General features: G+C 32.5%; 24 protein-coding genes. 12 read left to right on the forward strand and 12 right to left on the reverse strand.

The genetic code is table 11. The annotated features are described in order from the left end of the window. Position 1: 1 nt before the first annotated feature. From bglX to OH806_RS13135, 3 genes are all read left to right on the forward strand, one after another. On the forward strand, positions 2 to 2,224 hold the full coding sequence (gene bglX / locus OH806_RS13125; RefSeq protein WP_264744128.1) for a beta-glucosidase BglX: 2,223 nt from the start codon (positions 2 to 4) through the stop codon (positions 2,222 to 2,224). A gap of 372 nt (positions 2,225 to 2,596) precedes the next feature. Continuing rightward, complete coding sequence (locus tag OH806_RS13130) at positions 2,597 to 3,406, forward strand: glycoside hydrolase family 16 protein (protein WP_264744129.1); 810 nt, start codon at positions 2,597 to 2,599, stop codon at positions 3,404 to 3,406. A 96-nt stretch (positions 3,407 to 3,502) separates the two neighbouring features. Next, positions 3,503 to 4,942, forward strand: a complete 1,440-nt coding sequence (locus tag OH806_RS13135) for a glycoside hydrolase family 30 protein (protein ID WP_264744130.1) — start codon at positions 3,503 to 3,505, stop codon at positions 4,940 to 4,942. Between the two features lie 157 nt (positions 4,943 to 5,099). Here the strand turns inward: OH806_RS13135 and OH806_RS13140 are convergent, their stop codons facing one another. From OH806_RS13140 to OH806_RS13150, 3 genes are all read right to left on the reverse strand, one after another. Beyond that, positions 5,100 to 5,909, reverse strand: coding sequence for an enoyl-ACP reductase FabI (locus tag OH806_RS13140; RefSeq protein ID WP_264744131.1), 810 nt, complete (start codon positions 5,907 to 5,909; stop codon positions 5,100 to 5,102). A gap of 676 nt (positions 5,910 to 6,585) precedes the next feature. Further along, on the reverse strand, positions 6,586 to 7,440 hold the full coding sequence (locus OH806_RS13145; RefSeq protein ID WP_264744132.1) for a nucleoside phosphorylase: 855 nt from the start codon (positions 7,438 to 7,440) through the stop codon (positions 6,586 to 6,588). A gap of 296 nt (positions 7,441 to 7,736) precedes the next feature. Next, entirely contained in the window at positions 7,737 to 8,060 is a 324-nt protein-coding gene (locus OH806_RS13150; RefSeq protein ID WP_123274767.1) for a translation initiation factor, read from the reverse strand. A gap of 113 nt (positions 8,061 to 8,173) precedes the next feature. Here OH806_RS13150 and gpmI point away from each other — a divergent pair, with 113 nt between their 5' ends. From gpmI to OH806_RS13175, 5 genes are all read left to right on the forward strand, one after another. Further along, positions 8,174 to 9,715 carry a 2,3-bisphosphoglycerate-independent phosphoglycerate mutase gene (gene gpmI, locus OH806_RS13155; RefSeq protein ID WP_264744133.1) on the forward strand — a complete coding sequence of 514 codons (1,542 nt, stop codon included), beginning with the start codon at positions 8,174 to 8,176 and terminating at the stop codon, positions 9,713 to 9,715. A 141-nt stretch (positions 9,716 to 9,856) separates the two neighbouring features. After that, positions 9,857 to 10,834, forward strand: a complete 978-nt coding sequence (locus OH806_RS13160) for an acyl-ACP desaturase (protein WP_264744134.1) — start codon at positions 9,857 to 9,859, stop codon at positions 10,832 to 10,834. A gap of 88 nt (positions 10,835 to 10,922) precedes the next feature. Further along, positions 10,923 to 11,354 (forward strand): BT0820 family HAD-type phosphatase, encoded by a 432-nt coding sequence (locus tag OH806_RS13165; protein ID WP_264744135.1) that lies wholly within the window; start codon positions 10,923 to 10,925, stop codon positions 11,352 to 11,354. Between the two features lie 147 nt (positions 11,355 to 11,501). Continuing rightward, entirely contained in the window at positions 11,502 to 12,311 is an 810-nt protein-coding gene (gene map / locus OH806_RS13170; RefSeq protein WP_264744136.1) for a type I methionyl aminopeptidase, read from the forward strand. Beyond that, entirely contained in the window at positions 12,311 to 13,078 is a 768-nt protein-coding gene (locus tag OH806_RS13175; protein WP_264744137.1) for a class I SAM-dependent methyltransferase, read from the forward strand. The genes map and OH806_RS13175 overlap by 1 nt, the downstream gene beginning before the upstream one ends. Positions 13,079 to 13,120: 42 nt before the next feature. On the opposite strand, the gene OH806_RS13180 is transcribed toward OH806_RS13175, so the two are convergent. The 3 genes from OH806_RS13180 to OH806_RS13190 form a co-directional block, all read right to left on the reverse strand. After that, entirely contained in the window at positions 13,121 to 13,447 is a 327-nt protein-coding gene (locus tag OH806_RS13180) for a DMT family transporter (protein WP_264744138.1), read from the reverse strand. Positions 13,448 to 13,519: 72 nt separating this feature from the next. Continuing rightward, positions 13,520 to 14,083, reverse strand: coding sequence for a Crp/Fnr family transcriptional regulator (locus OH806_RS13185; protein ID WP_264744139.1), 564 nt, complete (start codon positions 14,081 to 14,083; stop codon positions 13,520 to 13,522). A gap of 110 nt (positions 14,084 to 14,193) precedes the next feature. Then, positions 14,194 to 15,198, reverse strand: coding sequence for a hypothetical protein (locus tag OH806_RS13190; RefSeq protein WP_264744140.1), 1,005 nt, complete (start codon positions 15,196 to 15,198; stop codon positions 14,194 to 14,196). Between the two features lie 257 nt (positions 15,199 to 15,455). Between OH806_RS13190 and era the strand changes: the two genes are divergently transcribed. Both era and OH806_RS13200 read left to right on the forward strand, forming a co-directional pair. Then, positions 15,456 to 16,331, forward strand: a complete 876-nt coding sequence (gene era, locus OH806_RS13195) for a GTPase Era (protein ID WP_264744141.1) — start codon at positions 15,456 to 15,458, stop codon at positions 16,329 to 16,331. A gap of 67 nt (positions 16,332 to 16,398) precedes the next feature. Further along, positions 16,399 to 16,827 carry a DoxX family protein gene (locus OH806_RS13200; RefSeq protein WP_264744142.1) on the forward strand — a complete coding sequence of 143 codons (429 nt, stop codon included), beginning with the start codon at positions 16,399 to 16,401 and terminating at the stop codon, positions 16,825 to 16,827. A 62-nt stretch (positions 16,828 to 16,889) separates the two neighbouring features. Here OH806_RS13200 and OH806_RS13205 read toward each other — a convergent pair whose 3' ends face one another. Continuing rightward, the gene (locus tag OH806_RS13205) at positions 16,890 to 17,051 is read right to left on the reverse strand and encodes a bacteriocin-like protein (RefSeq protein ID WP_264744143.1); all 162 of its coding nucleotides are present in this window, start codon (positions 17,049 to 17,051) and stop codon (positions 16,890 to 16,892) included. 119 nt (positions 17,052 to 17,170) lie between these two features. Between OH806_RS13205 and OH806_RS13210 the strand changes: the two genes are divergently transcribed. Further along, the gene (locus OH806_RS13210; protein WP_264744144.1) at positions 17,171 to 19,573 is read left to right on the forward strand and encodes a S9 family peptidase; all 2,403 of its coding nucleotides are present in this window, start codon (positions 17,171 to 17,173) and stop codon (positions 19,571 to 19,573) included. 41 nt (positions 19,574 to 19,614) lie between these two features. Here OH806_RS13210 and OH806_RS13215 read toward each other — a convergent pair whose 3' ends face one another. After that, entirely contained in the window at positions 19,615 to 20,304 is a 690-nt protein-coding gene (locus OH806_RS13215; RefSeq protein ID WP_264744145.1) for an HAD family hydrolase, read from the reverse strand. Between the two features lie 77 nt (positions 20,305 to 20,381). Between OH806_RS13215 and OH806_RS13220 the strand changes: the two genes are divergently transcribed. Continuing rightward, complete coding sequence (locus OH806_RS13220) at positions 20,382 to 20,951, forward strand: Crp/Fnr family transcriptional regulator (protein ID WP_264744146.1); 570 nt, start codon at positions 20,382 to 20,384, stop codon at positions 20,949 to 20,951. 31 nt (positions 20,952 to 20,982) lie between these two features. On the opposite strand, the gene OH806_RS13225 is transcribed toward OH806_RS13220, so the two are convergent. The 4 genes from OH806_RS13225 to OH806_RS13240 all read right to left on the reverse strand — a co-directional run bounded on the left by OH806_RS13225 (position 20,983) and on the right by OH806_RS13240 (position 25,320). Continuing rightward, positions 20,983 to 22,344, reverse strand: coding sequence for an MATE family efflux transporter (locus OH806_RS13225; protein ID WP_264744147.1), 1,362 nt, complete (start codon positions 22,342 to 22,344; stop codon positions 20,983 to 20,985). 89 nt (positions 22,345 to 22,433) lie between these two features. Further along, positions 22,434 to 23,618 (reverse strand): sigma-54-dependent transcriptional regulator, encoded by a 1,185-nt coding sequence (locus OH806_RS13230; protein WP_264744148.1) that lies wholly within the window; start codon positions 23,616 to 23,618, stop codon positions 22,434 to 22,436. 56 nt (positions 23,619 to 23,674) lie between these two features. Next, positions 23,675 to 24,334: a YggS family pyridoxal phosphate-dependent enzyme gene (locus tag OH806_RS13235; protein WP_264744149.1), complete on the reverse strand. Its 660-nt coding sequence runs from the start codon at positions 24,332 to 24,334 to the stop codon at positions 23,675 to 23,677. Between the two features lie 119 nt (positions 24,335 to 24,453). Continuing rightward, positions 24,454 to 25,320, reverse strand: a complete 867-nt coding sequence (locus tag OH806_RS13240; protein ID WP_264744150.1) for a polysaccharide deacetylase family protein — start codon at positions 25,318 to 25,320, stop codon at positions 24,454 to 24,456. Positions 25,321 to 25,384: the final 64 nt, after the last annotated feature.

Below are 25,384 nucleotides of genomic sequence, written 5' to 3' on the forward strand. Positions count from 1 at the left end.
TATGAAAAAAGCTTATTTCTTTTTAGCAATTACAGCATTTGGAATAAATGTATTTGGGCAAAAAACAATAGATCAAAAAGTTTCTGAGCTATTGTCTAAAATGACATTAGAAGAAAAAGTAGGACAGCTTGTTCAATATAGTGGCTTTGAATATGCTACAGGTCCACAAAATTCCAATTCTGCAACCGTTTTAGAAGAAATAAAAAAAGGAAAAGTAGGTTCAATGCTCAATGTAACGGGTGTTGAAGAAACCAAAAACTTTCAAAAGCTTGCTCTGCAATCCAGACTTAAAATACCATTATTATTCGGGCAAGATGTTATTCATGGTTTTAGAACAACATTTCCGATAAATCTTGGTCAGGCAGCAAGCTGGGATTTAGCATTAATTGAAAAATCAGAACGCATTGCAGCAACCGAAGCCTCAGCTTATGGAATTCACTGGACTTTTGCACCAATGGTTGATATAGCAAGAGATCCGAGATGGGGTAGAGTGATGGAAGGTTCAGGTGAAGATACTTATCTGGGTACTCAAATCGGTTTAGCAAGAATAAGAGGTTTTCAGGGAAAAGGACTTGGAAATATTGATGCAATTATGGCTTGTGCAAAACATTTTGCAGCATACGGAGCCGCTGTTGGAGGAAGAGATTATAATTCGGTAGATATGAGTTTAAGACAATTACATGAAATCTATTTACCTCCTTTCAAAGCTGCCGCAGAAGCTGGTGTTGCCACTTTTATGAATTCTTTTAATGATATCAACGGAATTCCTGCAACTGCCAACAAATATATCTTGAGAGATTTATTAAAAGGAAAATGGAACTACAAAGGTTTTGTGGTTTCAGATTGGGGAAGTGTTGGTGAAATGGTTCCTCACGGTTATGCAAAAAATAATAAAGAAGCTGCCGAAAAAGCAATTCTTGCAGGGAGTGACATGGATATGGAAAGTCGTGCTTACATGGCAGAGCTACCAAAATTAGTTCAGGAAGGTAAAGTAGACTCCAAATTTATTGATGATGCAGCAAGGAGAATTTTGGTTAAAAAATTTGAAATGGGTTTATTTGATGACCCTTACAGATTCAGCAACGAAAAAAGGCAAAAAGAACAGGAAAACAATCAGGAAAATAGAAAATTTGCTAGAGAATTTGGTTCAAAAAGTATCGTTTTACTTAAAAATGAAAAGAATTTACTTCCGCTTTCAAAATCTACTAAAACAGTAGCTCTCATTGGTCCTTTCGGAAAAGAAACTACTGCTAATCATGGTTTTTGGTCAGTTGCATTTAAAGATGATAATCAGAGAATTGTTACTCAGTTTGACGGAATTAAAAATCAACTAGATAAAAACTCAATTTTATTGTATGCAAAAGGTGCAAACGTTGACGACCAAGACAAATCAATGTTTGCTGAAGCCATAGAAACAGCAAAAAAAGCCGATGTGGTGATTATGACATTAGGAGAAGGCCATGCAATGAGTGGTGAAGCTAAAAGTAGAAGTAACATTCATTTCTCTGGTGTTCAGGAAGATTTATTAAAAGAAATCGCAAAAACAGGAAAACCAATTGTATTGATGATTAATGCAGGAAGACCTTTGGTTTTTGATTGGGCAACAGACAACATTCCGGCAATCATGTATACTTGGTGGTTGGGTACAGAAGCAGGAAATTCTATTGCAGACGTTCTTTTTGGAATAGTAAATCCTAGTGGAAAACTTCCGATGAGTTTTCCTAGAACAGAAGGACAAATTCCTGTCTACTATAATCATTACAATACGGGAAGACCTGCTAAAAATAATACCGACAGAAACTATGTTTCAGCGTATATCGACTTAGATAACGATCCAAAATTCCCGTTCAGATATGGCTTGAGCTATACAAAATTCAAATATTCTGAAATGAAATTAAGCTCAACTAATCTCAAAGGAAATCAAACATTAAATATCAGTGTAAATATTACGAATACAGGAAATTATGATGGAGAAGAGGTAGTACAACTATACATCAGAGATTTGGTGGGGAAGGTTGTAAGACCTGTAAAAGAATTAAAAGGCTTTCAAAAAGTATTCATTAAAAAAGGAGAAAATAAAACAGTCAACTTTACCTTAACCCCAGAAAATTTGAAATTCTATGATGATGAATTAAATTTCGACTGGGAAAGTGGAGAGTTTGACATTATGATAGGAACTGACTCTCAAAACGTCCAGACAAAGAGGGTTAATTGGTTAAAATAATATTAGTTTACAAACTGAGAGCGGGATAAAACCCGCTTTTGGTGGTAAAAGACTAAAAGAATGATAAAATATAACGTTTATCATTATAAAAGAAGTGAAGCGTAATGAAGAATCTCTAAAAAGTAATCTTGAGATCCCTCGTTCTTAGGAATGACAAACTTTGGAAATAATCTTAACCTAAAATTTTTACGCAAAGATTTGTTCAAAGAAGCGTTGATTTTAAGTAGGCAAAGAATAATCAATAAAGTTGATTTGATGAAGCTAACGTTTACCATAATGCTTCATCAGCGACTTGTTGTCACCTTTACTCACTAAATATTTTGTTTAATTAATAAATCTTTGCGTTAAAATATAACACTAAAACTGTAAACTTTGAAAATAAAATTCCAACATATTTTTAATTTAATCATCGGAGGAACTTTCGTTTTTTCATCATTAAATTGTGCCTCACTCAAATCAGATTCAAGTAGGAAATTAATTTGGAGTGATGAATTTAATTATAACGGATTACCTGATTCTTCAAAATGGAATTATGATGTTGGAGGTGATGGTTTTGGAAACAACGAAGACCAGTTCTACACTAAAAACCGATTGGAAAACGCCCGAGTTGAAAACGGAAGCCTTATAATTGAAGCCAAGAAAGAGAATTGGGCTAAGAATAAATATACATCTGCCAAACTTTTAACAAAAGGAAAATTTTCTTTCCAATACGGAACGATAGAAGTAAGAGCAAAACTCCCAAAAGGAAGAGGAACTTGGCCTGCAATCTGGATGATGAGTGAGAATATGAAAGAGTGGCCTGATGACGGAGAATTGGATATTATGGAACATGTAGGTTTCAATCAAGGATATATACATGCTTCTGTTCATACAAAAAAATACAATCATATTCAGGGAACGCAGAAAACTGATACTTTAATAGTAAAAGATGTAAGTGAGCAATTTCATGTCTATAAAGCAGATTGGAGTCCGGAAAAAATTGATGTTTATATTGATGATCAAAAATTTTTCACATATGAAAATAAAGAAAAGTCATACGAAGCATGGCCTTTTGACCAGCCTTATTATATTATTTTGAATTTGGCTGTCGGAGGTTTTTGGGGAGGAAAAGAGGGTATTGATGACACTATTTTTCCGCAGAAGTTCTTTATAGATTATGTAAGAGTCTATCAAAACAAATAATATACATTGCTAGATTCCCCTCCTTTGGAGGGGTGGATAAATTTTCAAGGAAAATTTAGACGGGGTGGTTTAATATAGAAAAAGAAGAATAAATAAATGAAAAAACTAATTGTAAGTTGTTTTGTTGTTGGAGTTATGTCTAATGTAAATGCACAAAACTACTGGAAACAGAATAATGGAAAAACAGCAAAAGTTTTTATCACCAACTCAAAGACGAATGAGAAAATGGCAGATAAAGGCGTTGTGAAGTTTGAGAAAATGGGACAACCAAAAGAAACCGATGCCTGTATATTTGTTGATCCGGATTTTAAATATCAAAAATTAATCGGGATAGGAGGTGCAATTACAGACGCATCCGCAGAAACTTTTTATAAGATGCCAAAAGACAAACAGAAGGAAATTTTGGAGGCTTATTATGGTAAAAGTGGAATAGGATATACAGTAGTTCGTACCAATATGAACTCTTGTGATTTCTCAAGCGATTCTTATACTTATGTTCAGGATAATGATACTTCTTTAAAGTCATTCAATATATCGCATGATGAAAAATATAAAATTCCGATGATAAAAGAAGCTCAAAAAGCTATCGGTAAAGATTTTACATTCTACTTTTCACCCTGGAGTCCGCCAGCTTGGATGAAATCAAATAAAAGTATGTTGAAAGGCGGGAGATTAGAAAATGCTTTTTATCAAACATGGGCAGATTATTATATTAAATTCATCAAAGAATACGAAAAAAGAGGAATTAATGTTTGGGGGTTAACTGTTCAGAATGAACCAATGGCTACTCAAACTTGGGAATCTTGTATTTATACAGCAGAAGAGGAAGGGGAGTTCTTAAAAAATAACTTGGGACCAACTCTTTGGAAAAATGGATATAAAGATAAAAAAGTGATGATTTGGGATCATAATCGTGACTTGATTTATCAAAGAGCAACCACAACATTAAGCGATCTAGAAACTTCAAAATATGCCGCAGGAATCGGATATCATTGGTATGAAACATGGAATAACAAAACCCAGCTTTTTGATAATCTTTCAGAAACTCAGAGAGCTTTTCCGGATAAGTTTTTGGCGTTTACGGAAGGATGTAAAGAGAAATTTGATATGTCTAAAATCTATGATGTAAGTCTAGGTGAACTGTATGGAAGAAATATGATTAATGATTTTAATAAAGGTACTGCTTTATGGACTGACTGGAATGTTCTTCTTGATGAAACCGGAGGTCCAAATCATGTTGGAAATTTCTGTTTTGCACCAATTATCGCAGACACAAAAACTGGTGAAGTTCATTATACTTATGAATATTATTATGTAGGACACGTTTCGAAATTCATAAAGCCAAATGCCCAAAGAATCGGAAGCTCGTCTAATAGAGCAGCTCTTATTTCAACAACTTTTATGAATGAAGATAAACAGTTAGTCACGGTAATTATGAATGATTCTGATGATGATATCAGCACAAATCTGTGGATTGAAGGGATGGCAGCTAAAATTTCTGCACCTGCACATTCTATACAAACAATAATTTTATAAACTTCATATTAATATTTTTTATAACGTTCGGCGAGACCTTTGGTCTCGCCGAACATATTTTAAAGATTCTATTTCAAAATTTATGTGATATTTTAACAATAGAAAAGCCGAAAATTTCTTTTTCGGCTTTTCATTATTTTAAGAATAATTAATTTAATTACTCAACATCATACTTGCTGATAACTTTCTGAGTAACACCAGAACTGCTGAAACCTCCATCGTGGAAAAGGTTTTGCATCGTTACTTTTCTGGTCAAATCAGAGAAAAGAGTTACACAATAATCTGCACATTCAAGAGCTGTAGCATTTCCTAGCGGAGACATATCTTCTGCATATCCTAAGAAACCTCCGAAACCTTTTACTCCGCTTCCTGCTGTAGTTGGAGTAGGAGACTGAGATACTGTATTCACACGTACCTTTCTTTCTCCCCAATAATTTCCGAAAGTTCTTGCAATACTTTCCAAATATGCTTTGTTGTCAGACATATCATTATAATCAGGGAATGTTCTTTGTGCAGCAATATAAGTAAGCGCTAAAATACTTCCCCATTCATTCATACAGTCTTTTTCCCAAGCCACACGCATTACCTTATGGAAAGAAACAGACGAGATATCCCAACCTTTTTCTAGCCATTCATAATTCATTTCTGTATAATGTTTTCCTTTTCTTACGTTTATAGACATCCCGATTGAATGAAGAATAAAGTCGATTTTCCCAAATTTTGCAACCGCAGCATCAAAAAGTTTCTCAAGATCCTCTATAGAAGTTGCATCTGCACCAATAACTTCTGAACCTGTTTTTTCAGCTAAACCATTAAGTTCTCCCATTCTCAAAGCAATAGGAGCGTTTGATAAAATAAATTCAGCACCTTCTTCATGACATCTTTCTGCAACTTTCCATGCAATTGAATGTTCATTAAGGGCTCCAAAAATAATTCCCTTTTTGCCTTTAAGTAAACCGTATGACATAATTTTTTAATGTTTATTAATATACAAATGTAGCAATAATTTGTGTTTAGAGCATAATAAAAACGGAGCCTTCTCTAAAAAGACCCCGTTTTCTTGAAATATTTATACGACTTAATTTCTTTTATTAACTTCCTTACTTTATTATGACTATATACTATCTTGACGTTTTTAAAGATTTACCAAAATTTATTTTATCTTGCTTTCAATTTCTATTGATACTAATATTCTAACAATAATTATTCCTAAAACATTAGTTTTTTGTTAAACTTTTCATAATCTTTTGTTATATTTTCACAAGACTATTTATCTTTAAATAAATTCTGAATATTACATTATGGGAAAATTACATTGTTATTTCCAGATATCAGGAATGGTAAATAATTATATTGAAGATTATGTCATTAATATTTACAAAATACTTGGACAGGTTTCGTGTAAAAATGGATGACAAAGAGTTTTTAAAAAATGTGCAGATTTGATTGATTATAATAAAGAAGTAACCAAACAATCAAAAGATTTTGACAAAAAAGATAGGTTGCCTTATATTTCTCAAAAAATGCTTATATACGAAATGAATTTATATTTAGGAATTATAAAAAAATACGAGAAAAACAGCCCTTAACAATATAAAAAAGAACATGAAAAAGGGATTTCAAATTTTGAAATCCCTTTTGATTTATTTAATGATTCTATCCAAAACCCATGTAATAAGATTTTGCTCTGAAGCATGATGATCAGCTGAAAATTCGCCACGTCTTCTGTTCGCAATAACATTATTCACGGTAATTGCTTTATGACCTAGTAGTTTTGAAAGTGCATAGATTGCAGAAGTTTCCATTTCGAAATTGGTAATTCCTAAATCATTTAAAGTCTCAAGGAACTTATCATCAACAGCTTTTAAACGAAGCTGTCTTCCTTGTGGAGCATAAAAACCAGGGAAAGTAGCAGTATTTCCGTGGTATTTTGCGTCTTTATAATAATCTGCTATCTCTTCTGCCCAATCTGCAAAATAAAGCATCGGCTTAATTTTAGCATAAGGGAATTTTTCTAAAAAGTTCTTTGAAAATTCATTTTCAAAATCATAATCCTGATAAAAGTGCATCAACCCATCAAGACCTACAACATTTTGAGTAACAAGCATATTATCGACCTGTACATCCGGGTTTACACTTCCGCAAGTTCCCATTCTGAATAATTCCAGTGATTTATGCTCTGTTTTAAACTCCTTATTTTTAAGATCAATATTGACAAGAGCATCAAGTTCGTTCATTACAATGTCAATATTTTCTGTTCCGATTCCTGTTGACATTACAGTAATTCTCTCTCCGCGAAGAGTTCCTGTATGAGTATAGAATTCTCTTTTATTTTTTTTGATTTCTACTTTATCGAAATATTTTGAAACTTTTGCTACCCTGTCTGGATCTCCTACAAGAATGATTTTATCAGCAATATCTTCCGGTAAAAGATTCAAATGATAAACACTACCGTCTTCATTCAGAACAAGCTCTGAAGCTGCTAGTTTATTTAGCATAATTATGATTTTTAAAGTTTAATTATTAATAATTGTTTCATTAAAATTATCAATATAAAAAACGACAATTTTACCATAATAGTAAAATGCACATTATTTCAGAAATTGTTTATGATTTTGATAATTTTAAATTTTCCCTCAATATTCTTCAGTCATTATTTAAAATAGGTTGTCACAGAATTTTCAACCTTTACCTAATGAATTTAGATTTCGGGGTTTAAAATTAATAAAAAATACTTTAATTAAAACGTAAACAAAAATTAAAAACGAAGTTTTAGAAACTAACATTTTGAAATTTACCCACCAACTCTTTTGGTTTTATATCCCATTTCTTTAAGGATATTCATTATTTTATCACGATTATCCCCTTGAATAATAATTGTTCCATCCTTCTCAGAGCCTCCGATTCCCAAAGTGGTTTTAATTTTTTTTGAGATTTTCTTTAATTCTTCTTCACTGCCTTCCCAACCTTCAACAATTGTTACAGGTTTTCCATTTCTTCCTTTTTTCTCAAACTTGCATACCAAAGGCTCTTTTTGTTTAAATTCCTCTTCTGGCATTTCAAAATCCTGCTCTTCATGGTCAGGAAAAAGGTTTTTCAATTGATCTCTTAAATCCATAAAACAAAATTAATAATTTATTTGAAGTATTGATAACATGAGAAAATTAAGTAGACTAAATTCTTCAATTCATTCGAAATTAGGTAAATTTGTAGTACAAAATTTCATACAAAATGTCGAAAAAAGCAATATTGGCAATCCTTGACGGATGGGGTTTGGGAACGAATCCGAATGTTTCAGCAATAGATAAAGCAAATACACCATTTATAGATAGTTGTTATAAAAAATTTCCACATACTACACTTGAAGCAAGCGGTTTAGCAGTTGGGCTTCCTGCAGGACAGATGGGTAACTCAGAAGTTGGGCACATGAATTTAGGAGCGGGAAGGGTAGTTTACCAAAATTTGGTTAAGCTAAATATGGCTGTCGAAAACGGTACTCTGGGGCAAGAAAAGGTAATCCAAAATGCTTTTGAATATGCTAAAAATGAAAATAAAAAAATTCACTTTATCGGTTTGGTTTCCAATGGAGGGGTACATTCGCATATTAACCATTTAAAAGGTTTATTAACGGCAGCTCATGAATTTGGTTTAAATGAAAATGTTTTTGTTCATGCTTTTACAGATGGTAGAGACTGTGATCCCCATTCTGGATTAGGTTTTATTGATGAACTTCAAAAACACATGGAATCCACTACCGGAAAATTGGCAACCATTGTCGGTCGTTATTACGCAATGGATAGAGATAAAAGATGGGAACGTGTAAAATTAGCTTATGATGCTTTAGTAGAAGGAGTTGGTGAGCAGACAACTAATGCTTTAGCTTCAATAAAGGCTTCTTATGATAATAATGTGACTGATGAATTCATCAAACCTATAATTTTAATGAATACCACGCAAACTGGAAATGTAGTTCCTGTGGCTAAAATTATAGATAATGATGTGGTAATTTGTTTCAATTTCCGTACAGATAGAGGAAGAGAGATTACAGAAGTTCTTTCTCAACAGGATTTTCCAGATTATTTCATGAAAAAACTAAACCTTTATTATATTACATTAACCAACTATGACAAAACGTTCAAAAACGTTCATGTAGTTTTTGATGAAGAAGTTTTGCATGAAACAATGGGAGAAGTTTTGGAAAAAAACGGAAAAACTCAAATCAGAATTGCTGAAACAGAAAAATATCCACATGTTACTTTTTTCTTTTCAGGAGGAAGAGAAGCGGAATTCAATGGTGAAAGAAGATTGCTTTGTCCGAGTCCAAAAGACGTTCCTACATATGATTTAAAACCGGAAATGTCTGCCTACGACATTACCAATGCCATTGTTCCAGAATTGGAAAACGGAACTGCGGACTTTGTTTGTTTAAACTTTGCCAATACCGATATGGTAGGGCATACAGGAGTTTTTGAAGCAGCCGTAAAAGCAGCTGAAACCGTAGACAAATGTATTGAAAAAGTAGCTACGACTGCTTATGAGAACGGGTATGCTGTTTTTATTCTGGCAGATCATGGTAATTCAGATGTAATGATAAATCCGGATGGAACTCCAAATACACAACATTCAACGAATCTTGTACCTTTTATTGTAATGGATAAAGATCATACATGGGAATTAAAACCTGGTAAATTGGGAGATGTTGCCCCAACTATTTTAAAAGTAATGGGGGTAGAAGCTCCAGAAGTGATGACAGGAGATATATTAGTTAAATAAAATCTTTAGATATAGTAAAAATCATGCCGTTATATTAAAAATGACGGCATTTTTTTATAAAATTACGTTAAACACATCTGTTATCATGCTATAAATAATAAATTAATACTATCTTTGCTTCATAAAAATTAAATTTGTAAAATGTATCAAAAGCTTGTTAGAAAAGAAGTAATGGCGACATTAGAAAAGGAGGTTACTTCTTTTTTAGATAAATTTTTAACACCAATAGAAAAAATTTGGCAACCGTCAGATTATCTTCCTGATCCTTCAAGCTCAGATTTCAAATACGACTTAGAAGAAATTCAAACTTTTGCTCGTGAAATGCCTTACGATTTATTCGTAACATTAATCGGAGATTGTATTACTGAAGAAGCTCTTCCTTCATACGAATCTTGGTTAATGGGTGTTGACGGTATCGACCAGGAAGAGAAAGTAGGTTGGGCAAACTGGGTAAGAGCTTGGACTGCAGAAGAAAACAGACACGGAGATTTATTAAATAAATACCTTTATCTATGCGGAAGAGTAAATATGAGAGAGGTAGAAGTTACAACTCAATATTTAATTAATGATGGTTTTGATCTAGGTACAAGTATGGATCCGTACAGAAATTTCATCTATACAAGTTTTCAGGAAACAGCAACTAATATTTCTCATAGAAGAGTAGGTACTTTGGCAAAACAATCAGGAAACGGGAAATTAGCTAAAATGTGTGGTGTAATTGCAGCAGATGAAGCAAGACACGCTAAAGCTTACAAGCATTTCGTTGCAAAAATTCTTGAAATCGATCCATCTGAAATGATATTGGCATTTGAAGACATGATGCGCAAAAAAATTGTAATGCCAGCTCACTTGATGAGACAATCTGGTCAGAAAGCAGGTGAACTTTGGGGACATTTTTCAGATGCCGCACAAAGATGCATGGTTTACACAGGTCAGGATTACATCAATATCATGAAAGATTTGTTGGATGAATGGAAAATCGAACACGTAAAAGGACTTACTGAAAAAGCTGAAAAAGCTCAGGAATATTTAATGAAACTTCCTGCAAGACTACAAAAAATTACAGACAGAGTTTCAACTCCGGATTTACAATTTCAGTTTAGCTGGGTTAAAAGTTAATTCTATTATTAAAATATAAAACTAAGAGTGCTAGAGTTTTTTGGCACTCTTTTTATTTCTTATCTTTGCAAAGCTAAAAATAAACAGGATGTTAAATAATAAAAAAATTGCTGTTGATTTCGACGGAACTATTGTTGATGATGCTTATCCGGCAATTGGAAAGCCTAAAATTTTCGCATTTGAAACATTAAAAAGACTTCAGGCTGAAGGTTATAGATTAATTCTTTGGACATACAGACACGGCAAAACGTTAGATGAAGCTGTAGAATTTTGCAAAGCCAACGGAATTGAATTTTATGCAGTGAATTCTAGTTTCGAAGGTGAAGTTTTTGATGCTCAGACTCAATCAAGAAAATTAGATGCAGATTGGTTTATTGATGATAGAAATTTAGGAGGTTTTCCAGGTTGGGGTGAAATTTATAATATAATCCAGGAAAGAATAGAGTTCCGAGTGGAAGGTAAAGAAGTTTTAGCCTATTCAAAACTGAAAAAAGAAAAGAAAAAAGGATTATTCTGGTAGGATTATAGAAGTTAGAAATGAGACATTAGAAATTAGTTTTAATGTTGAGTTTAATTTGGCTTATAATAATATTCAGATAAAATTTTAGAATTGGAAGTTTAGGATTAACTAGTTTCTCAATTCTAATATCTAACATCTAAAATAAAAATGATTCAATTAAAAACAATAGACGAACTTCGTCTGATGAAACAAAGTGCTCAGTTGGTTTCTAAAACATTAGGTATGTTGGCAAAAGAAATCAAACCAGGGATTACCACTTTATATTTAGATAAATTAGCTCATGATTTTATTAAAGATCATGGTGCAGAACCTGCATTTTTAGGGTACGGAGGTTTTCCGAATTCTTTATGTATTTCTCCAAACGAACAGGTTGTACATGGTTTTCCAAATAATGATATTATAAAAGAAGGTGATATACTTTCTGTTGACTGTGGAGTCTTCATGAATGGTTTTGTAGGAGATCATGCCTATACTTTCGAAATTGGAGAAGTAAAGCCCGAAGTAAAAAAATTATTGAAAGTTGCTAAACAATCTCTTTACAAAGGTATTGAACAATGTATCAGAGGAAAGAGAATTGGTGATATTTCCAATGCAATCCAGATTCATTGCGAAAAAGAAGGTTACGGAGTAGTAAGAGAACTTGTAGGTCATGGAGTAGGAAGAGTAATGCACGAAGATCCTCAGGTTCCAAACTATGGACGACAGGGAAGTGGTAAAGTAATCAAAGATGGTTTAACGATTGCCATTGAACCGATGATTAACCTTGGAACAGAAAAAGTAAAATTCCATAATGATGGATGGACGGTAACAACTCTAGACAACCAACCTTCTGCCCACTTTGAGCACGATGTAGCTGTAATCAACGGAAAACCAGTATTACTTTCTACATTCCAGTATATTTATGATGCTTTAGGGATCGAAACAGACGAAGAGAAGCCTTTCCAACTGGATTTTTAATGAAAAAAGTAACTAAACTTTTATTAAATAAAATTCCGCGTCCAATGCTTATCAAAATGAGTATTTGGGCGAGACCTCTTATTTATCAGTTTTTCAAGGGAAATAATTTTTATGATCCTATTGACGGGCGTTCTTACCGAAAATTTCTCCCTTACGGATACGGAAGTCAGCGTGAAAATGCTCTTTCTCCAGGCACTTTAAGTCTTGAAAGACACCGTCAGATGTGGCTATATCTTCAGAATGAGACTGATTTTTTTATTAAAAATTATAAAGTTCTACACATAGCTCCGGAGCAGGAATTCTTGAGAAAGTTCAAGAAAATGAAGAATCTTGATTATATTTCGGCAGATTTATTTTCTCCTATTGTAGATGTAAAAGCAGATATTCTTGACTTACCTTTCGCTGATGAAAGTTTTGATATTGTTTTTTGCAACCATGTTTTGGAACATATTGAAGATGATGCAAAAGCAATGAGCGAACTGTATCGTGTGATACGTAAAGGAGGATGGGGTATTTTTCAGGTTCCGATGAAAAATTCTTTAGAAAAAACCTATGAAGATTTCAGTATAAAAGATCCGAAGGAGCGTCAGAAACATTTTGGGCAATACGATCATGTTCGCTGGTACGGAATGGATTATTTTGAAAGATTAAGAAGAGTAGGCTTTGAAACAGAACCTAATTTTTACTCAAAAAACTTTACAGACGAAGAAATCAAAAAATATGGTTTAAGACATAATGAAATCTTACCTGTAGTTTTCAAAAAATAAAAGAAACCCGTCTTTAACTGACGGGTTTTTATATTTTATCTCCTAGTGAGAAACAGCTTTCAGTCCTACAACCGAACCAATTAGAGTTACAATAAAAAATATTCTCCAGAAGCTCACAGGATCTTTAAAAAAGAAAATTCCCATCAGTGCTGTTCCTACAGCTCCAATCCCTGTCCATACGGCATAGGCAGTACCAATTGGCAATGTTTGCGTAGCTTTTATCAGTAAAAGCATACTTATTGTGAGAGAAATAAGAAACCCCGCAAACCAAAGATACATTACGCTTCCTGATGTTTCTTTTACTTTTCCTAAGCATGAAGCAAATGCCACTTCAAATAAACCTGCAATAATTAAGATAACCCAATTCATTTTTTAAATTTTCTGATGCAAAAATCCCAAATTATTCTCAGAAAAAATTTTACAATTGTTAAAAAAATGAATTTATTTAATTTCTGCCCGAATTCTGCTTAAACTAACCTGTGTAATTCCTAAATAAGAAGCAATATGTCCTAATTGCACCCTTCTTAAAAGACTGGGTTTATCTTTCATCAAATCTTTGTATCGGTCTAATGAGGTCTTAAACTGTCGAGAAATTATAAGTTCTTCAGTTTTTACCAATTCTCTTTCCGCAAACTTTCTTCCCCAATTTGCAATATGAATATCTTCATTAAATAGTTTTCTCAGATTATTAGTTTCTAGTTTATAAAGCTCACAATCTTCCAGAAGCTCAATATTTTCGTAACCAGGCTTATTTTCCACATAACTTTTCATTGAAACAACGGTTTCTCCCTCATTTCCAAACCAAAACGTGATATCATTTCCATCTCTTGAAGCATAGGCTCGTACAATCCCTTTTTTTATAAAATAAATATGCGGAATCACTTTATCTGCCTCCATCAGGCAAAATCCTTTAGGATGAAAAACCTCTGTTATATGCTTTTTTAATTCATTTTTAGAGTTTTCAGGTAGAGTATATATGTTATCAATTATCTGGTCAATATTCATAAACTAAGACTACGAAATTTCAAAAATACATGTAATTAGTTTAATCTTCACTATTTATTCAACAAAAAAAGGAGGTTAAAACCTCCTTTTTTTGTTGTGTTTTTAGAATCTTATTGGGCTTTTATTTGGTCTATAGTAAAAAATACCTTTGTTGCACCACATTTTCCATCAGGACAATTTGTGACATTCCCAACATTTGAAGGTGTGGAAGATCCCATCATATAATATAATTTGTAAAAAGTTTTATCATTGCCATCATTTGTAGTCCAAGAATACAAACGTTGTTCAGGCATTCCTCCTGCATATGTTTCGGGATCTCCCCAATATGGGTTTGTAGATGCAGTTTGTATTCTTGCTCCAGTTGTTGCATCAATAAGCGATGCGCTTGAGGTTGCATTATCACCAGCCCAAACTCCCGCAGGTAGTCTTAGTCGGTTTTGTTGATATCCTCCTGCACCACTCCATAAATAGTGACCATTAGAAATAATTTCTACAGAAGTAGTCGAATTATTTCGTATTTGTAAATTAACTTGTGAAAATGCTGTTTCTTCAGGTATAAAAGTTCTTACCGAAAATTTTCCATCTGGAGTGGTTATGGAGGTAGCATATCCCGCTCTCCCGTTATCTGTAGTAGCAGATAAAGGCCCCATTACAGCAATAGTTTCGACATTGGCTATATTTGTATTTCCAGAATTGTTATTGTTTCCTGAAGAAGTATTAAAAACCCTCCACTCAGAACCATTCCAAAAATAGTAGCCTGGTGATAATATAGGTCCTGTATTATAGATAAGTAGACCAGTAGCATTAGGGTTACTACTCAATTGCATTGTTGCTGATGATAAACTTATTCTGGGTCCTAAGATCCCCTTATCACTTGAAGTTACATCTAGAATTGCAGATGTATCAGGAGCGGTAGTTCCAATACCCACATTCCCATTATTTGTCACAATAAAATCATTAGATTGCTGTGCCGAAGATGGGACTCCTGTATTAGGATTATCTCTTGCACCATCTATATGAAAAATATTTTGTGGGTTAGCTGTATTTATTCCTACTTGGGAAAACACAAAACTTGAAGTAAAAAATAAACCTGATAATAAAAATTTAGCTTTCATGGGTAATTAATTAATATGATTAACAATTATACAAAAATAAATACATTACATTGAAATATTATTTCAAAAAATTACATATTATTATCAAAAATATACTTATAGTTCGATTATAAAATATAGAATTCAATCGGCTATGTATTTATAAAATTATTAATCTATTTTATAAAATTCACACCAGTTTTTTATTAATAAGTTTTAGGATTAATCGAAGAAGACAATTTTGTTTTATTAACTTTGCACTTCGTAATAAAATTTTTATGCACAAAGCTGGATTTGTAAATATAGTTGGAAAGCCCAATGCCGGAAAATCTACCTTATTAAATCAATTAATGGGAGAGAAATTGGCAATTGTAACACAAAAGGCACAGACAACACGTCACAGAATTTTTGGAATTTATAATGAGGATGATCTTCAGATTGTCTTTTCAGATACACCTGGAGTACTAGATCCTAAGTATGGTTTACAGGAAAAAATGATGGATTTTGTAAAAGATTCATTACAAGATGCCGATGTTTTTCTTTTCATTGTAGATGTTACAGATAAGGCAGAACCTTCAGAATTTTTAATAGATAAATTAAACAAAATTCCGGTACCTGTTTTATTGTTATTAAATAAAGTAGACCAAACGAATCAAGAGGGGCTCGAAAAACTGGTTGAAGATTGGCACAATAGAATACCAAAGGCAGAAATTCTTCCAATTTCTGCGCTTAATGCATTCAATACTGAAATTATTTTACCTAAAATAAAGTCTTTATTACCCGAAAATCCTCCATATTACGATAAAGATCAATTCACAGACAGACCCGAAAGGTTTTTTGTAAATGAAGCTATTCGTGAAAAAATACTTTTAAACTATGAAAAAGAAATTCCTTATTCTGTAGAAGTTGTTACTGAACAATTCAAAGAAAAAGAAGGAATAATATTCATTGATTCAATCATTTATGTTGAAAGAGACACCCAAAAGGGTATTATAATAGGTCATAAGGGAGAAGCAATAAAAAAAGTAGGGACTGAATCAAGACTAGATCTTGAGAAATTTTTCGCAAAAAAAATTCATTTGAATTTATTTGTAAAAGTGAAAAAAGACTGGAGAAAAAACGATAGAGATTTGAAAAACTTTGGTTACAGATAGACTAAAAAGTCAATATTCATCGTTGTATTAACAAGATTTTTATTATCTTTAATTAAATTTTCACTTGATGGATCGTTTCAATTCAAATTCCAACACGATATTTAAAGATGTTGCTTTGCTCGTTGTAAGAGTATTTATTGGTTTTGCTATGTTATCTCACGGATTTCCTAAACTGCAAATGTTATTAGACGGCGGAAAAATAGAATTCTATGATTTTCTTGGGTTAGGACCTCAGATATCATTAGGACTTACTGTTTTTGCGGAGTTTGCCTGTTCTATATTCCTTATTTTGGGGTTATTTACAAGAATAGCATTAGGATTTTTGATGTTTACAATGGCTTTTGCTGGGTTTGTAGTTCATGCAGGTGATCCTTTTGATAAAAGAGAAATGAGCTTGATTTACTTATCAATTTTTCTGCTTTTAATGGCTTTCGGTGCTGGAACGTTTTCAGTTGATTACATGATTGAAAAACGGAAGAGAGCTTCAGATTGGTAATTTATCTAGAAAACTTATAAAGAAAGAGGTATCTCAATTTTTTGAGATACCTCTTTTGTTACTTACGGTTTACAAGGAGACGAAGAAGGAATGCAGTCCCAGATAGGAATATCATTATCCGTCCAACCTACAATACATGCTCTGTATCCCGAGCCACATGCAGGAGCATTACCTCCAATAATACTTCCCAATTCCTTCCTAGACACTTTTTTTAATTTTTTCATAATGTTTTAATTTGGTTTGAATTACTAAAATATAATTATTTCTTTATAAGACAATAAGGTGAATGATATATTTAATTTTCTACTTAAAATTCATTAAATTCGTTGAAAAATGAAATATAATGAAGATAAGATTAACTATCTGCCTGCTTGCATTTCTTAATTTTTATGATGCACAGGAAAATATTACATACCAAAAGCCATCTGCGGAAATTCTTAAACTTGCAGATTATGAAAGACCTCCAAGTGTTTTGATGAACAGTAAAAAAGACTGGATTGTTTTTACCTACCGACCAACCTATAAAAACTTGGAAGACCTGAATCAGCAAGAAATGAAATTAGGAGGTCTAAGAATAAATCCTGTCACCAATATTTCAAGTACTGTTACTTATTTGAATAACCTTAAAGTGAGAAGAGTAAGTGAGAAAAACGAAATTCAGGTTAAGAATTTACCTTCAAATCCTAAAATTTCCAACACTTCATTTTCTCCGGACGAAAAAAAATTAGCTTTCACCAACACAACCAGTAAAGGTGTAGAATTATGGATTGTAGATCTTGAAAGTGCTACAGCAAAGAAAATTACAAATGATAATTTGAATGCAAATTTAGGCTCACCTTATATTTGGTATAAAGATTCTCAGAGTTTTTTAGTTAAAGCTCTTCCACAAAACAGACCTGTATTAATTGATTCAAGTAAAGATTTACCTACAGGACCAATAGTTTCTACATCTGACGGAAAAGTATCTCAAAATAGAACCTATCAAGATCTTCTAAAAAACCCTCAAGATGAGAAAAACTTTGAAACACTTACAAGTTCAGTAGTCTATAAAGTTGATTTAGATGGAAAACTAACCAAAATAAAAGATGCTGATTTATATTCTGGTCTAAGTTTTTCTCCGGACGGAAATTATTTAATGGCAACAACTATTAAAAAACCTTTCTCATACATTGTTCCTCTCAATAGGTTTCCGATGAGCACTACCGTTTATGATATGAATGGAAATATTGTAAAGGTAGTGAATGAAGTTCCCCTGAACGAAATAATGCCTAAAGGATTTTCTTCTGTAAGAACAGGAAAAAGAAATATGGGGTGGAGAAGTGATAAACCTTCAACCTTGACTTATGTAGAAGCATTAGACGAAGGAGACCAGGCGAAGAATGTGGAGTATAGAGATGAAATTTTCACTTGGGATGCACCATTTAATAATGCACCAAAATCTTTCTTCAAGACAAAACAAAGATATAATGGTATTGAATGGACAAATGACCATTATGCAATAGTAAGTGAATCTTGGTATGATACAAGAAAAGTGAAATCTTTCTTGATCGATCTTAATAACAATCAGTCTAAAGTAATTGATGACAGAAATTATCAGGATGTTTATAGCGATCCTGGGAATTTCAATACTACAAAAAATGAATACGGAAGATATGTAATTGATATAAAAGGAGAGAAAGCATATCTTATCGGAGAAGGCTTTACCAAAGATGGGCAACACCCTTTTATTGATGAAATGGATATGAAAACCCTGAATAAGAAAAGATTATATACTTCTCAATTAAAAAATGAAAAAGAAGACATTATAGATATTTTAAACCCAAGTAAAGGTGAAATTTTAACGGTTCAGCAATCTGCAAGTCAATATCCAAACTATTTTAAAAAGAATATTAAATCAAACAAAACAGAAGCTGTAACCAATTTTGCCAATCCTTTTGAAAGCATCAAAAATGTTTATAAAGAAGTAATTACTTACAAAAGAAATGATGGAGTTACGTTAACGGGAACTCTTTACCTTCCGGCAAATTATGACAGAAAAGCTAAAAATGAAAAACTACCTTTACTAATTTGGGCTTATCCTACGGAATATAAAGACAAAAATACTGCTGGTCAAAATACTCAGAATCCAAATGATTTTACATTCCCAAATTACGGTTCTTTCGTTTATTGGGCGGCTAAAGGGTATGCCATTTTAGATGATGCGGCTTTCCCCATCATCGGTGAAGGAAAAACGGAACCGAACGATACATTTATTCCTCAATTAGTTGCTAATGCTGAAGCTGCAATAAATGCAGTAGACCAGTTAGGATATATTGATAAGACTAAAGTTGCGGTAGGAGGGCACTCTTATGGTGCATTTATGACAGCAAATCTTCTTACACATTCCAAACTTTTCGCTTGTGGAATTGCCAGAAGTGGAGCTTACAACAGAACTTTGACTCCTTTCGGATTCCAAAGTGAGCAAAGAAACTATTGGGATGTTCCTGAAGTTTACAACACAATGTCTCCGTTCATGAATGCTGATAAAATGAAAACACCACTTTTATTAATTCATGGTGATGCAGATAACAATCCAGGAACGTTCACATTACAAACAGAAAGATATTTCCAGGCATTGAAAAATCTTGGAGCACCTGTAAAAATGGTTCTTCTTCCAAAAGAATCACACGGTTATGCTGCCAAAGAAAATATATTACATTTATTATGGGAACAAGACCAGTTCTTAGAGAAATGTTTAAAAAAATAAATTCATAAAAAAACTCGTTCAATTTTGAACGAGTTTTTTTATCAAATCAAATGTTTAAGGATATCATTTATTTGAGGTAATTCAATGAATTTTTCATGTACTAAATTATTTTCAGACTGTTCATGTGCCCAAGTTACATGATATGGAATGTGCGCTGCATATCCGCCAATTTCCAAAACAGGCAAAACATCAGATTTAATGGAATTCCCCAACATCAAAAAATTTTCAGATTTGCAATCCAAATGTTTCAACAAAGTTTCGTAGTCCAAAATCTTCTTATCACTCATAATTTCTATATGATGAAAATAATTCTGTAATCCAGAGTTTTTTAATTTACGTTCCTGATCCAACAAGTCTCCTTTAGTTGCAACCACCAATCTATATTTTCCTTTTAATTGTTCTAATGTTTCAGTAACTCCGTCTAAAAGAACAATAGGTTTTTGCAAAAGTTCTTTTCCTAACTCAATAGTTTTATTTATTAATTCTAAAGACGCTGTATTTTCAGAAACCTTACTTATAGTTTCTATCATGCAAAGCATAAAACCTTTTACACCATAACCATACAAATCTAAATTTTTCATTTCGACCTTAAACAGCTCTTGAGAAACAGAATGTTGAGGAAGATAATCTTCAAGAAGTTTACAAAATTCATGTTCTGCTTCCTGAAAGTAAGGTTCATTAATCCAAAGGGTATCGTCGGCATCAAATGCAATAGTTGTAATATTATTCATTTTAGTTTTGTAATTTTCTGCCAACAAATTTCATTATAAAAAACAAACGGAGAAAGGACATTTGTCCCTATTGAATTATGCTTAGAACCAATCAGTTATTTTTAAACTATATAGATGAACTTTACGAAAAACAAGAACGCAAAGAAGATATTGTATTGAAAAAATTCTTGAAAGGTGAGCTGATTTTAAAACAAAATGAAATTTCTTCTAAAGTAATGCTCATTAAAGATGGTATAACAAAATGTTATTTTATTGAAAAAAACGAAAAAGAATATATCATCGAATTTTTAAGTAAAGGTGAAATTGTTGGCGAAATAGAATTGATAAGAAATATACCATGTTTATGCAGTATTGAAGCATTGACGGAAGTCTATGTTTATGCATTATCAAAATCTTATTTTCAATCATTATTAAAAAGTGATTTGACTCTAAATAATCTCTTATTAGACGTTTTTGCAGAAAGAATTGTAAATACTTCTAGAAGGGCTTCTTATCAACAACTTTATACAACTGAACATACTTTACAGCAGTTATTAGAATTACAATCTCAGCAAGATATTAAATTATCAAAAGAAGATATGGCTGCTTATTTGGGAATCACAGTCAGAAGCCTGAACCGAACTTTTAAAAACTTGAATAATAAATAGAAAAGCAGTCTTTTTCAGACTGCTTTTAATTTTATGAATTCTGCTGAATTCTTTTTGATGACATATTTAGAAACCTAAATACAAGGAAAACTGCTGAGATTGTTAATCCTAAACCTAAGGCAATCCACATTCCGAAAGCTCCCATTTTTAAAGTTACACATAAGAAATATCCTAAAGGAATCGTAAATATCCAATAAGCAATAAACGTATAAATAGAAGGGATTTTCACATCCTGTAGCCCTCTTAATGTACCTAATGCCGTAACCTGAATACCATCTGAAAGCTGGAAAAGAGCCGCGATAATCATTAATTTTGATGCTAAAGCAATTACCTCTATTTCTTCCTTCTTGGTAAAGAATGTCGGAAGAATATTTCTACCTAAAATAAACACAATCCCGCAGATAAGCATGAAAATAAATGCTATTTTCAGGTTATTAATTCCTACTTTTCTTAATTCAACAAAGTTTTGCTCTCCCAATTTTCGACCAATCATTACAGTGGAAGCAACACTGAAACCTACACATAAATTAAACGTGAAAGAAGCCATACTCAAAGCTATTTGGTGAGATGCGATATCATGAGCTGAAATCAATCCGCAAATGAAAGCTGCACCAGCAAAAGCCGTTACTTCAAAAAACATTTGTAAAGCGGTTGGTAAACCTAGTTTAATCATTTTATCAAACATTTTCTTCGAAAAAACTTCAATTTTTAAACTGAAATCTTTGATGTATTGTCTCGTTTTCTTTTCATTCAAAAGAACAAAATATAAGAAAACAACCATGAAGATTCGGGCAATTAAACTGGCTAAAGCAGAACCTTTAACACCCATTTCAGGGAAAATCCAAAGTCCTTTAATGAAAACATAATTTAAAACAATATTAATTACGTTAGCTATAATTGTGGCTTTCGTTACACCAATTGTATAAGATAATCCTTCAGAAACCTCTCTCAGAGTCTGAAACGCCATAAACGGAACAATGCTTATTGCCATAATGGTTAAGAAATCTATTGTATCTGGTATAATTTTGTCTGGTTGCCCCGATTTGTAGAGTAGAGGCATTGCTAAAAACAATAAACCCATCAAAATAATTCCAACTGTCATATTAATAACAAATCCGTGGCTAAATACTGAATTTATGGTTTTGTGGTCTTGTTGAGAATGAGCTTCAGAAACCAATGGTGGAATAGCAAAAGAAAAGCCTAATGCCAATACAAACATTGAGAAAAACACAGCATTTCCTAGAGATACAGAAGCCAAAGCGTCTGCTCCCAACAATTTTCCGACAATAATATTATCGAACAAATTTACTGAGACCTGCCCAACCTGCGTAAGCATTACAGGAAGAGCCAAAGTCAAACACTCCTTAGTATAATTTTTATTTAAAAATTTCATAATAGTTTAATATTCATAGATTTTGTCAAAAAAAAATTTGCAGTAGAGTTACTGCAAATTTTTATAATTTATATTAAATAATAGTTAAATTATTTCCTTACAAAACTTGCAACGTCTTCGGCAGAAACCGTAGTTCCTCCTAAAATGATTAATCTTTCAACAACGTTTCTTAATTCTCTGATATTTCCAGTCCATGAAAGAGCTTTTAAGGCATCAATAGCCTTATCATCAAATTTTTTAGGTGCATTTCCGTGTTCATCAGCAATTAACCCAGAAAAATGCTCTACCAAAAGTTTGATATCTTCTTTTCTTTCATCAAGTGGCGGCACATAGATTTCAATCACAGAAAGTCTGTGATAAAGGTCTTCTCTGAATCGTCCAGCCTCAATTTCCGTCTGCATATTTTTGTTGGTTGCAGCAAGAACTCTTACATCAACTTTTATTTCCTTATCGCTTCCTACAGGAGAAACTTTACTTTCCTGTAAAGCTCTTAAAACTTTTGCCTGAGCAATAAGACTCATATCTCCGATTTCATCAAGAAAAATAGTCCCTCCGTTTGCTTGTTCAAACTTTCCTTGCTTATCCTTTATAGCTCCTGTAAATGAACCTTTTACGTGTCCGAATAATTCAGATTCAATTAATTCTGAAGGAATGGCAGCACAGTTTACTTCTACCATCGGACCTTTCGCACGTTCACTCTGATTGTGAATAGCATGAGCAACTAATTCTTTTCCGGCTCCGTTTGGTCCTGTAATAAGAACTCTGGCATCAGAAACTGCAACTTTCTCAATCATATCCTGAATTTTTCGCAAAGCCGCTGATTCACCAATCATTTGGTATTTCTTATTGACCTTTTTCTTTAAAGTTTTATTTTCAGTTTGAAGATTTTTATTCTCTTTCTTTAAAGTTTCTTTAGCTAAGGCATTTTTTACGCTTGTAATCAAACGGTTGATATCGATAGGTTTAGAAATGAAGTCATAAGCACCTTCCTTCAAACAAGATACCGCTGAATCTATGTCTGCGTGTCCTGAAATCATAATGAAAGTGGTTTCTGGTTTTAATGCTAAACTTTGTTTCAATAGTTCAGTTCCTGAAAGTTTAGGCATTTTAATATCAGAAATTACCAAGGCAAAATCTTCTTTTTCTACCTGTTTGTAACCTTCAAGTCCGTCTTCTGCGACAACAAATTCATAGTCAGTAAGTTCATCGGAAAGAATACTGTGTAGTACTCCTGAGATTGCTTTTTCGTCTTCTACGATAAGGATTTTTTGCATAGTTGCAAATTTAGATTTTTTGATTCAATTATTAGCAAAAACTATACCTAAATAATCTATATTGTGTAATTTCTGTTTCCGAAAATTGCAGAACCTACTCTTACAGAATTAGCCCCGCATTCTATAGCAATAGGGAAGTCATCACTCATTCCCATTGATAAAGTTTCCAGTGTTGTTAGTTGATTTAATTCATCAAAAACCTTTTTTAAAGTTAAAAATTCGCTTTTAACTTGGTTTTTATCATCTGTAAAAGTTGCCATTCCCATCAAACCAGTAATTTCAACATTGGGAAATTCTCCGCTTAAATATTGTTGGAATAACTCTTTAGCTTCATTTATTTCTAGTCCAAACTTAGAATCTTCTTCGGCAATTTTTACCTGAAGTAAAACTTTAATTTTTCTATCATATTTACCTGATTCTTTATTGATTTCAATAATTAATTTTTCCGAATCTACACTTTGAATTGTATCTATAAACTCGGCAATATATTTCACTTTATTAGTCTGCAAATGACCAATTAAATGCCATTGTATATCTTTCGGAAGGAGAGGGAATTTCTCCATAAGTTCCTGAACTTTATTTTCGCCAAAAACTCTTTGTCCTAGTTCATAAACCTCCTGAATTGCAGAAACAGGATGTGTTTTAGAAACAGCTACCAATTCTACATTTTCCGGCAACTGTTTTTTTATTTTGTTATAATTTTCCTGAATGCTCATAATTGCAAATTTCTGAATTTTAAATGCAAAAAGCTAATTTATTTTAAAATTTGAAGTAATAAAAAATCCATCTTAGTCTGAACAACCAAGACGGATTCAACTTTTAAAGAATTTTATATTTAATTTAGAATCTCATTGATTTTTGGATAGTCAGAAATTTTTCTAAAAACAAACCTATTCGTTTTCTGGAGCTTCTCAATGAATAAATCTAATTCATTAATAGAATCTGCATCTGTTAAATATTGGTCGTGAGTAAGAAAAACAAGATGTCTTGAAGTTTTTTCTAAGTCATTAAAGAAAATACTGTCGACTTTCTTCAGCATAGCTTGATGATTTCCCTTTAAAGACATTTTATTGGAATGTTTCCATTCCAAATCCCAACCAACAACTTTATAACCTGCCAATTTCAGCTTATCTGCTGCTTCGGTTGAACTTTTCAGGTCTGTTACGTTAATATTTTTAAGTCTCCAAATATTTCTTCCAGGTGTTCTGGCGATTTTATCATACAATTTCAAACTGTCTTTTGCCGTATCAAAATCATGAACTACCGCATCGGGGTTTTTATAAAAATCTGTGTATTTATTATTTGCGTGTGTAAAGCTATGATTTGCCAGTTCAATAAGAGGATTTTTTCTTAAAAGTTCCAGATTATCTTTTTGCTTCTTACTTCCATATACGTGTTTTCCTACTACAAAAGCGGTTGCACATACATTTCTTTTGTTCAAAATTTTGAGAAGGTTCTCAGTCCCTTGATTGGGACCGTCATCGAAGGTAAGATATATAACTCTTTTGTCTGAAGTTACTTCTTCATCATCGATTTTGGGGACTGTTTTCGCGACGGGATGTTCTTTGCGAATCAGTTTTTCTGATTCTTTTTTGTCGTTTTTACGGTTACAACCGTTAAATAAAATTGAAGTTGCACTCACCAATGCAAACATCCCAAGAAAAGTCTTGTTTATAGACTTTTCCGCAAAAATTTTTCTCATAAATTAAAGTGGAATTTTAGTTGTTAAAAAATGTTAAATTTTCCAATTGATTTTTAACAAATTA

This window comes from Chryseobacterium oryctis, assembly GCF_025971925.1.
GTDB classification, from domain to species: domain Bacteria; phylum Bacteroidota; class Bacteroidia; order Flavobacteriales; family Weeksellaceae; genus Chryseobacterium; species Chryseobacterium oryctis.

What these genes read in the sequence shown, in the direction of transcription:
- map (WP_264744136.1), top strand. Translation starts at nt 11,502, where the DNA reads ATGATTCAATTAAAAACAATAGACGAACTTCGTCTGATGAAACAAAGT.
- OH806_RS13140 (WP_264744131.1), bottom strand. Translation starts at nt 5,909, where the DNA reads ATGTCATACGGTTTACTTAAAGGCAAAAAGGGAATTATTTTTGGAGCC.
- OH806_RS13175 (WP_264744137.1), top strand. Translation starts at nt 12,311, where the DNA reads ATGAAAAAAGTAACTAAACTTTTATTAAATAAAATTCCGCGTCCAATG.
- OH806_RS13135 (WP_264744130.1), top strand. Translation starts at nt 3,503, where the DNA reads ATGAAAAAACTAATTGTAAGTTGTTTTGTTGTTGGAGTTATGTCTAAT.
- OH806_RS13240 (WP_264744150.1), bottom strand. Translation starts at nt 25,320, where the DNA reads ATGAGAAAAATTTTTGCGGAAAAGTCTATAAACAAGACTTTTCTTGGG.
- OH806_RS13145 (WP_264744132.1), bottom strand. Translation starts at nt 7,440, where the DNA reads ATGCTAAATAAACTAGCAGCTTCAGAGCTTGTTCTGAATGAAGACGGT.
- OH806_RS13235 (WP_264744149.1), bottom strand. Translation starts at nt 24,334, where the DNA reads ATGAGCATTCAGGAAAATTATAACAAAATAAAAAAACAGTTGCCGGAA.
- era (WP_264744141.1), top strand. Translation starts at nt 15,456, where the DNA reads ATGCACAAAGCTGGATTTGTAAATATAGTTGGAAAGCCCAATGCCGGA.
- OH806_RS13230 (WP_264744148.1), bottom strand. Translation starts at nt 23,618, where the DNA reads ATGCAAAAAATCCTTATCGTAGAAGACGAAAAAGCAATCTCAGGAGTA.
- OH806_RS13225 (WP_264744147.1), bottom strand. Translation starts at nt 22,344, where the DNA reads ATGAAATTTTTAAATAAAAATTATACTAAGGAGTGTTTGACTTTGGCT.
- OH806_RS13215 (WP_264744145.1), bottom strand. Translation starts at nt 20,304, where the DNA reads ATGAATAATATTACAACTATTGCATTTGATGCCGACGATACCCTTTGG.
- OH806_RS13165 (WP_264744135.1), top strand. Translation starts at nt 10,923, where the DNA reads ATGTTAAATAATAAAAAAATTGCTGTTGATTTCGACGGAACTATTGTT.
- bglX (WP_264744128.1), top strand. Translation starts at nt 2, where the DNA reads ATGAAAAAAGCTTATTTCTTTTTAGCAATTACAGCATTTGGAATAAAT.
- OH806_RS13185 (WP_264744139.1), bottom strand. Translation starts at nt 14,083, where the DNA reads ATGAATATTGACCAGATAATTGATAACATATATACTCTACCTGAAAAC.
- OH806_RS13180 (WP_264744138.1), bottom strand. Translation starts at nt 13,447, where the DNA reads ATGAATTGGGTTATCTTAATTATTGCAGGTTTATTTGAAGTGGCATTT.
- gpmI (WP_264744133.1), top strand. Translation starts at nt 8,174, where the DNA reads ATGTCGAAAAAAGCAATATTGGCAATCCTTGACGGATGGGGTTTGGGA.
- OH806_RS13150 (WP_123274767.1), bottom strand. Translation starts at nt 8,060, where the DNA reads ATGGATTTAAGAGATCAATTGAAAAACCTTTTTCCTGACCATGAAGAG.
- OH806_RS13200 (WP_264744142.1), top strand. Translation starts at nt 16,399, where the DNA reads ATGGATCGTTTCAATTCAAATTCCAACACGATATTTAAAGATGTTGCT.
- OH806_RS13190 (WP_264744140.1), bottom strand. Translation starts at nt 15,198, where the DNA reads ATGAAAGCTAAATTTTTATTATCAGGTTTATTTTTTACTTCAAGTTTT.
- OH806_RS13220 (WP_264744146.1), top strand. Translation starts at nt 20,382, where the DNA reads ATGCTTAGAACCAATCAGTTATTTTTAAACTATATAGATGAACTTTAC.
- OH806_RS13210 (WP_264744144.1), top strand. Translation starts at nt 17,171, where the DNA reads ATGAAGATAAGATTAACTATCTGCCTGCTTGCATTTCTTAATTTTTAT.
- OH806_RS13205 (WP_264744143.1), bottom strand. Translation starts at nt 17,051, where the DNA reads ATGAAAAAATTAAAAAAAGTGTCTAGGAAGGAATTGGGAAGTATTATT.
- OH806_RS13160 (WP_264744134.1), top strand. Translation starts at nt 9,857, where the DNA reads ATGTATCAAAAGCTTGTTAGAAAAGAAGTAATGGCGACATTAGAAAAG.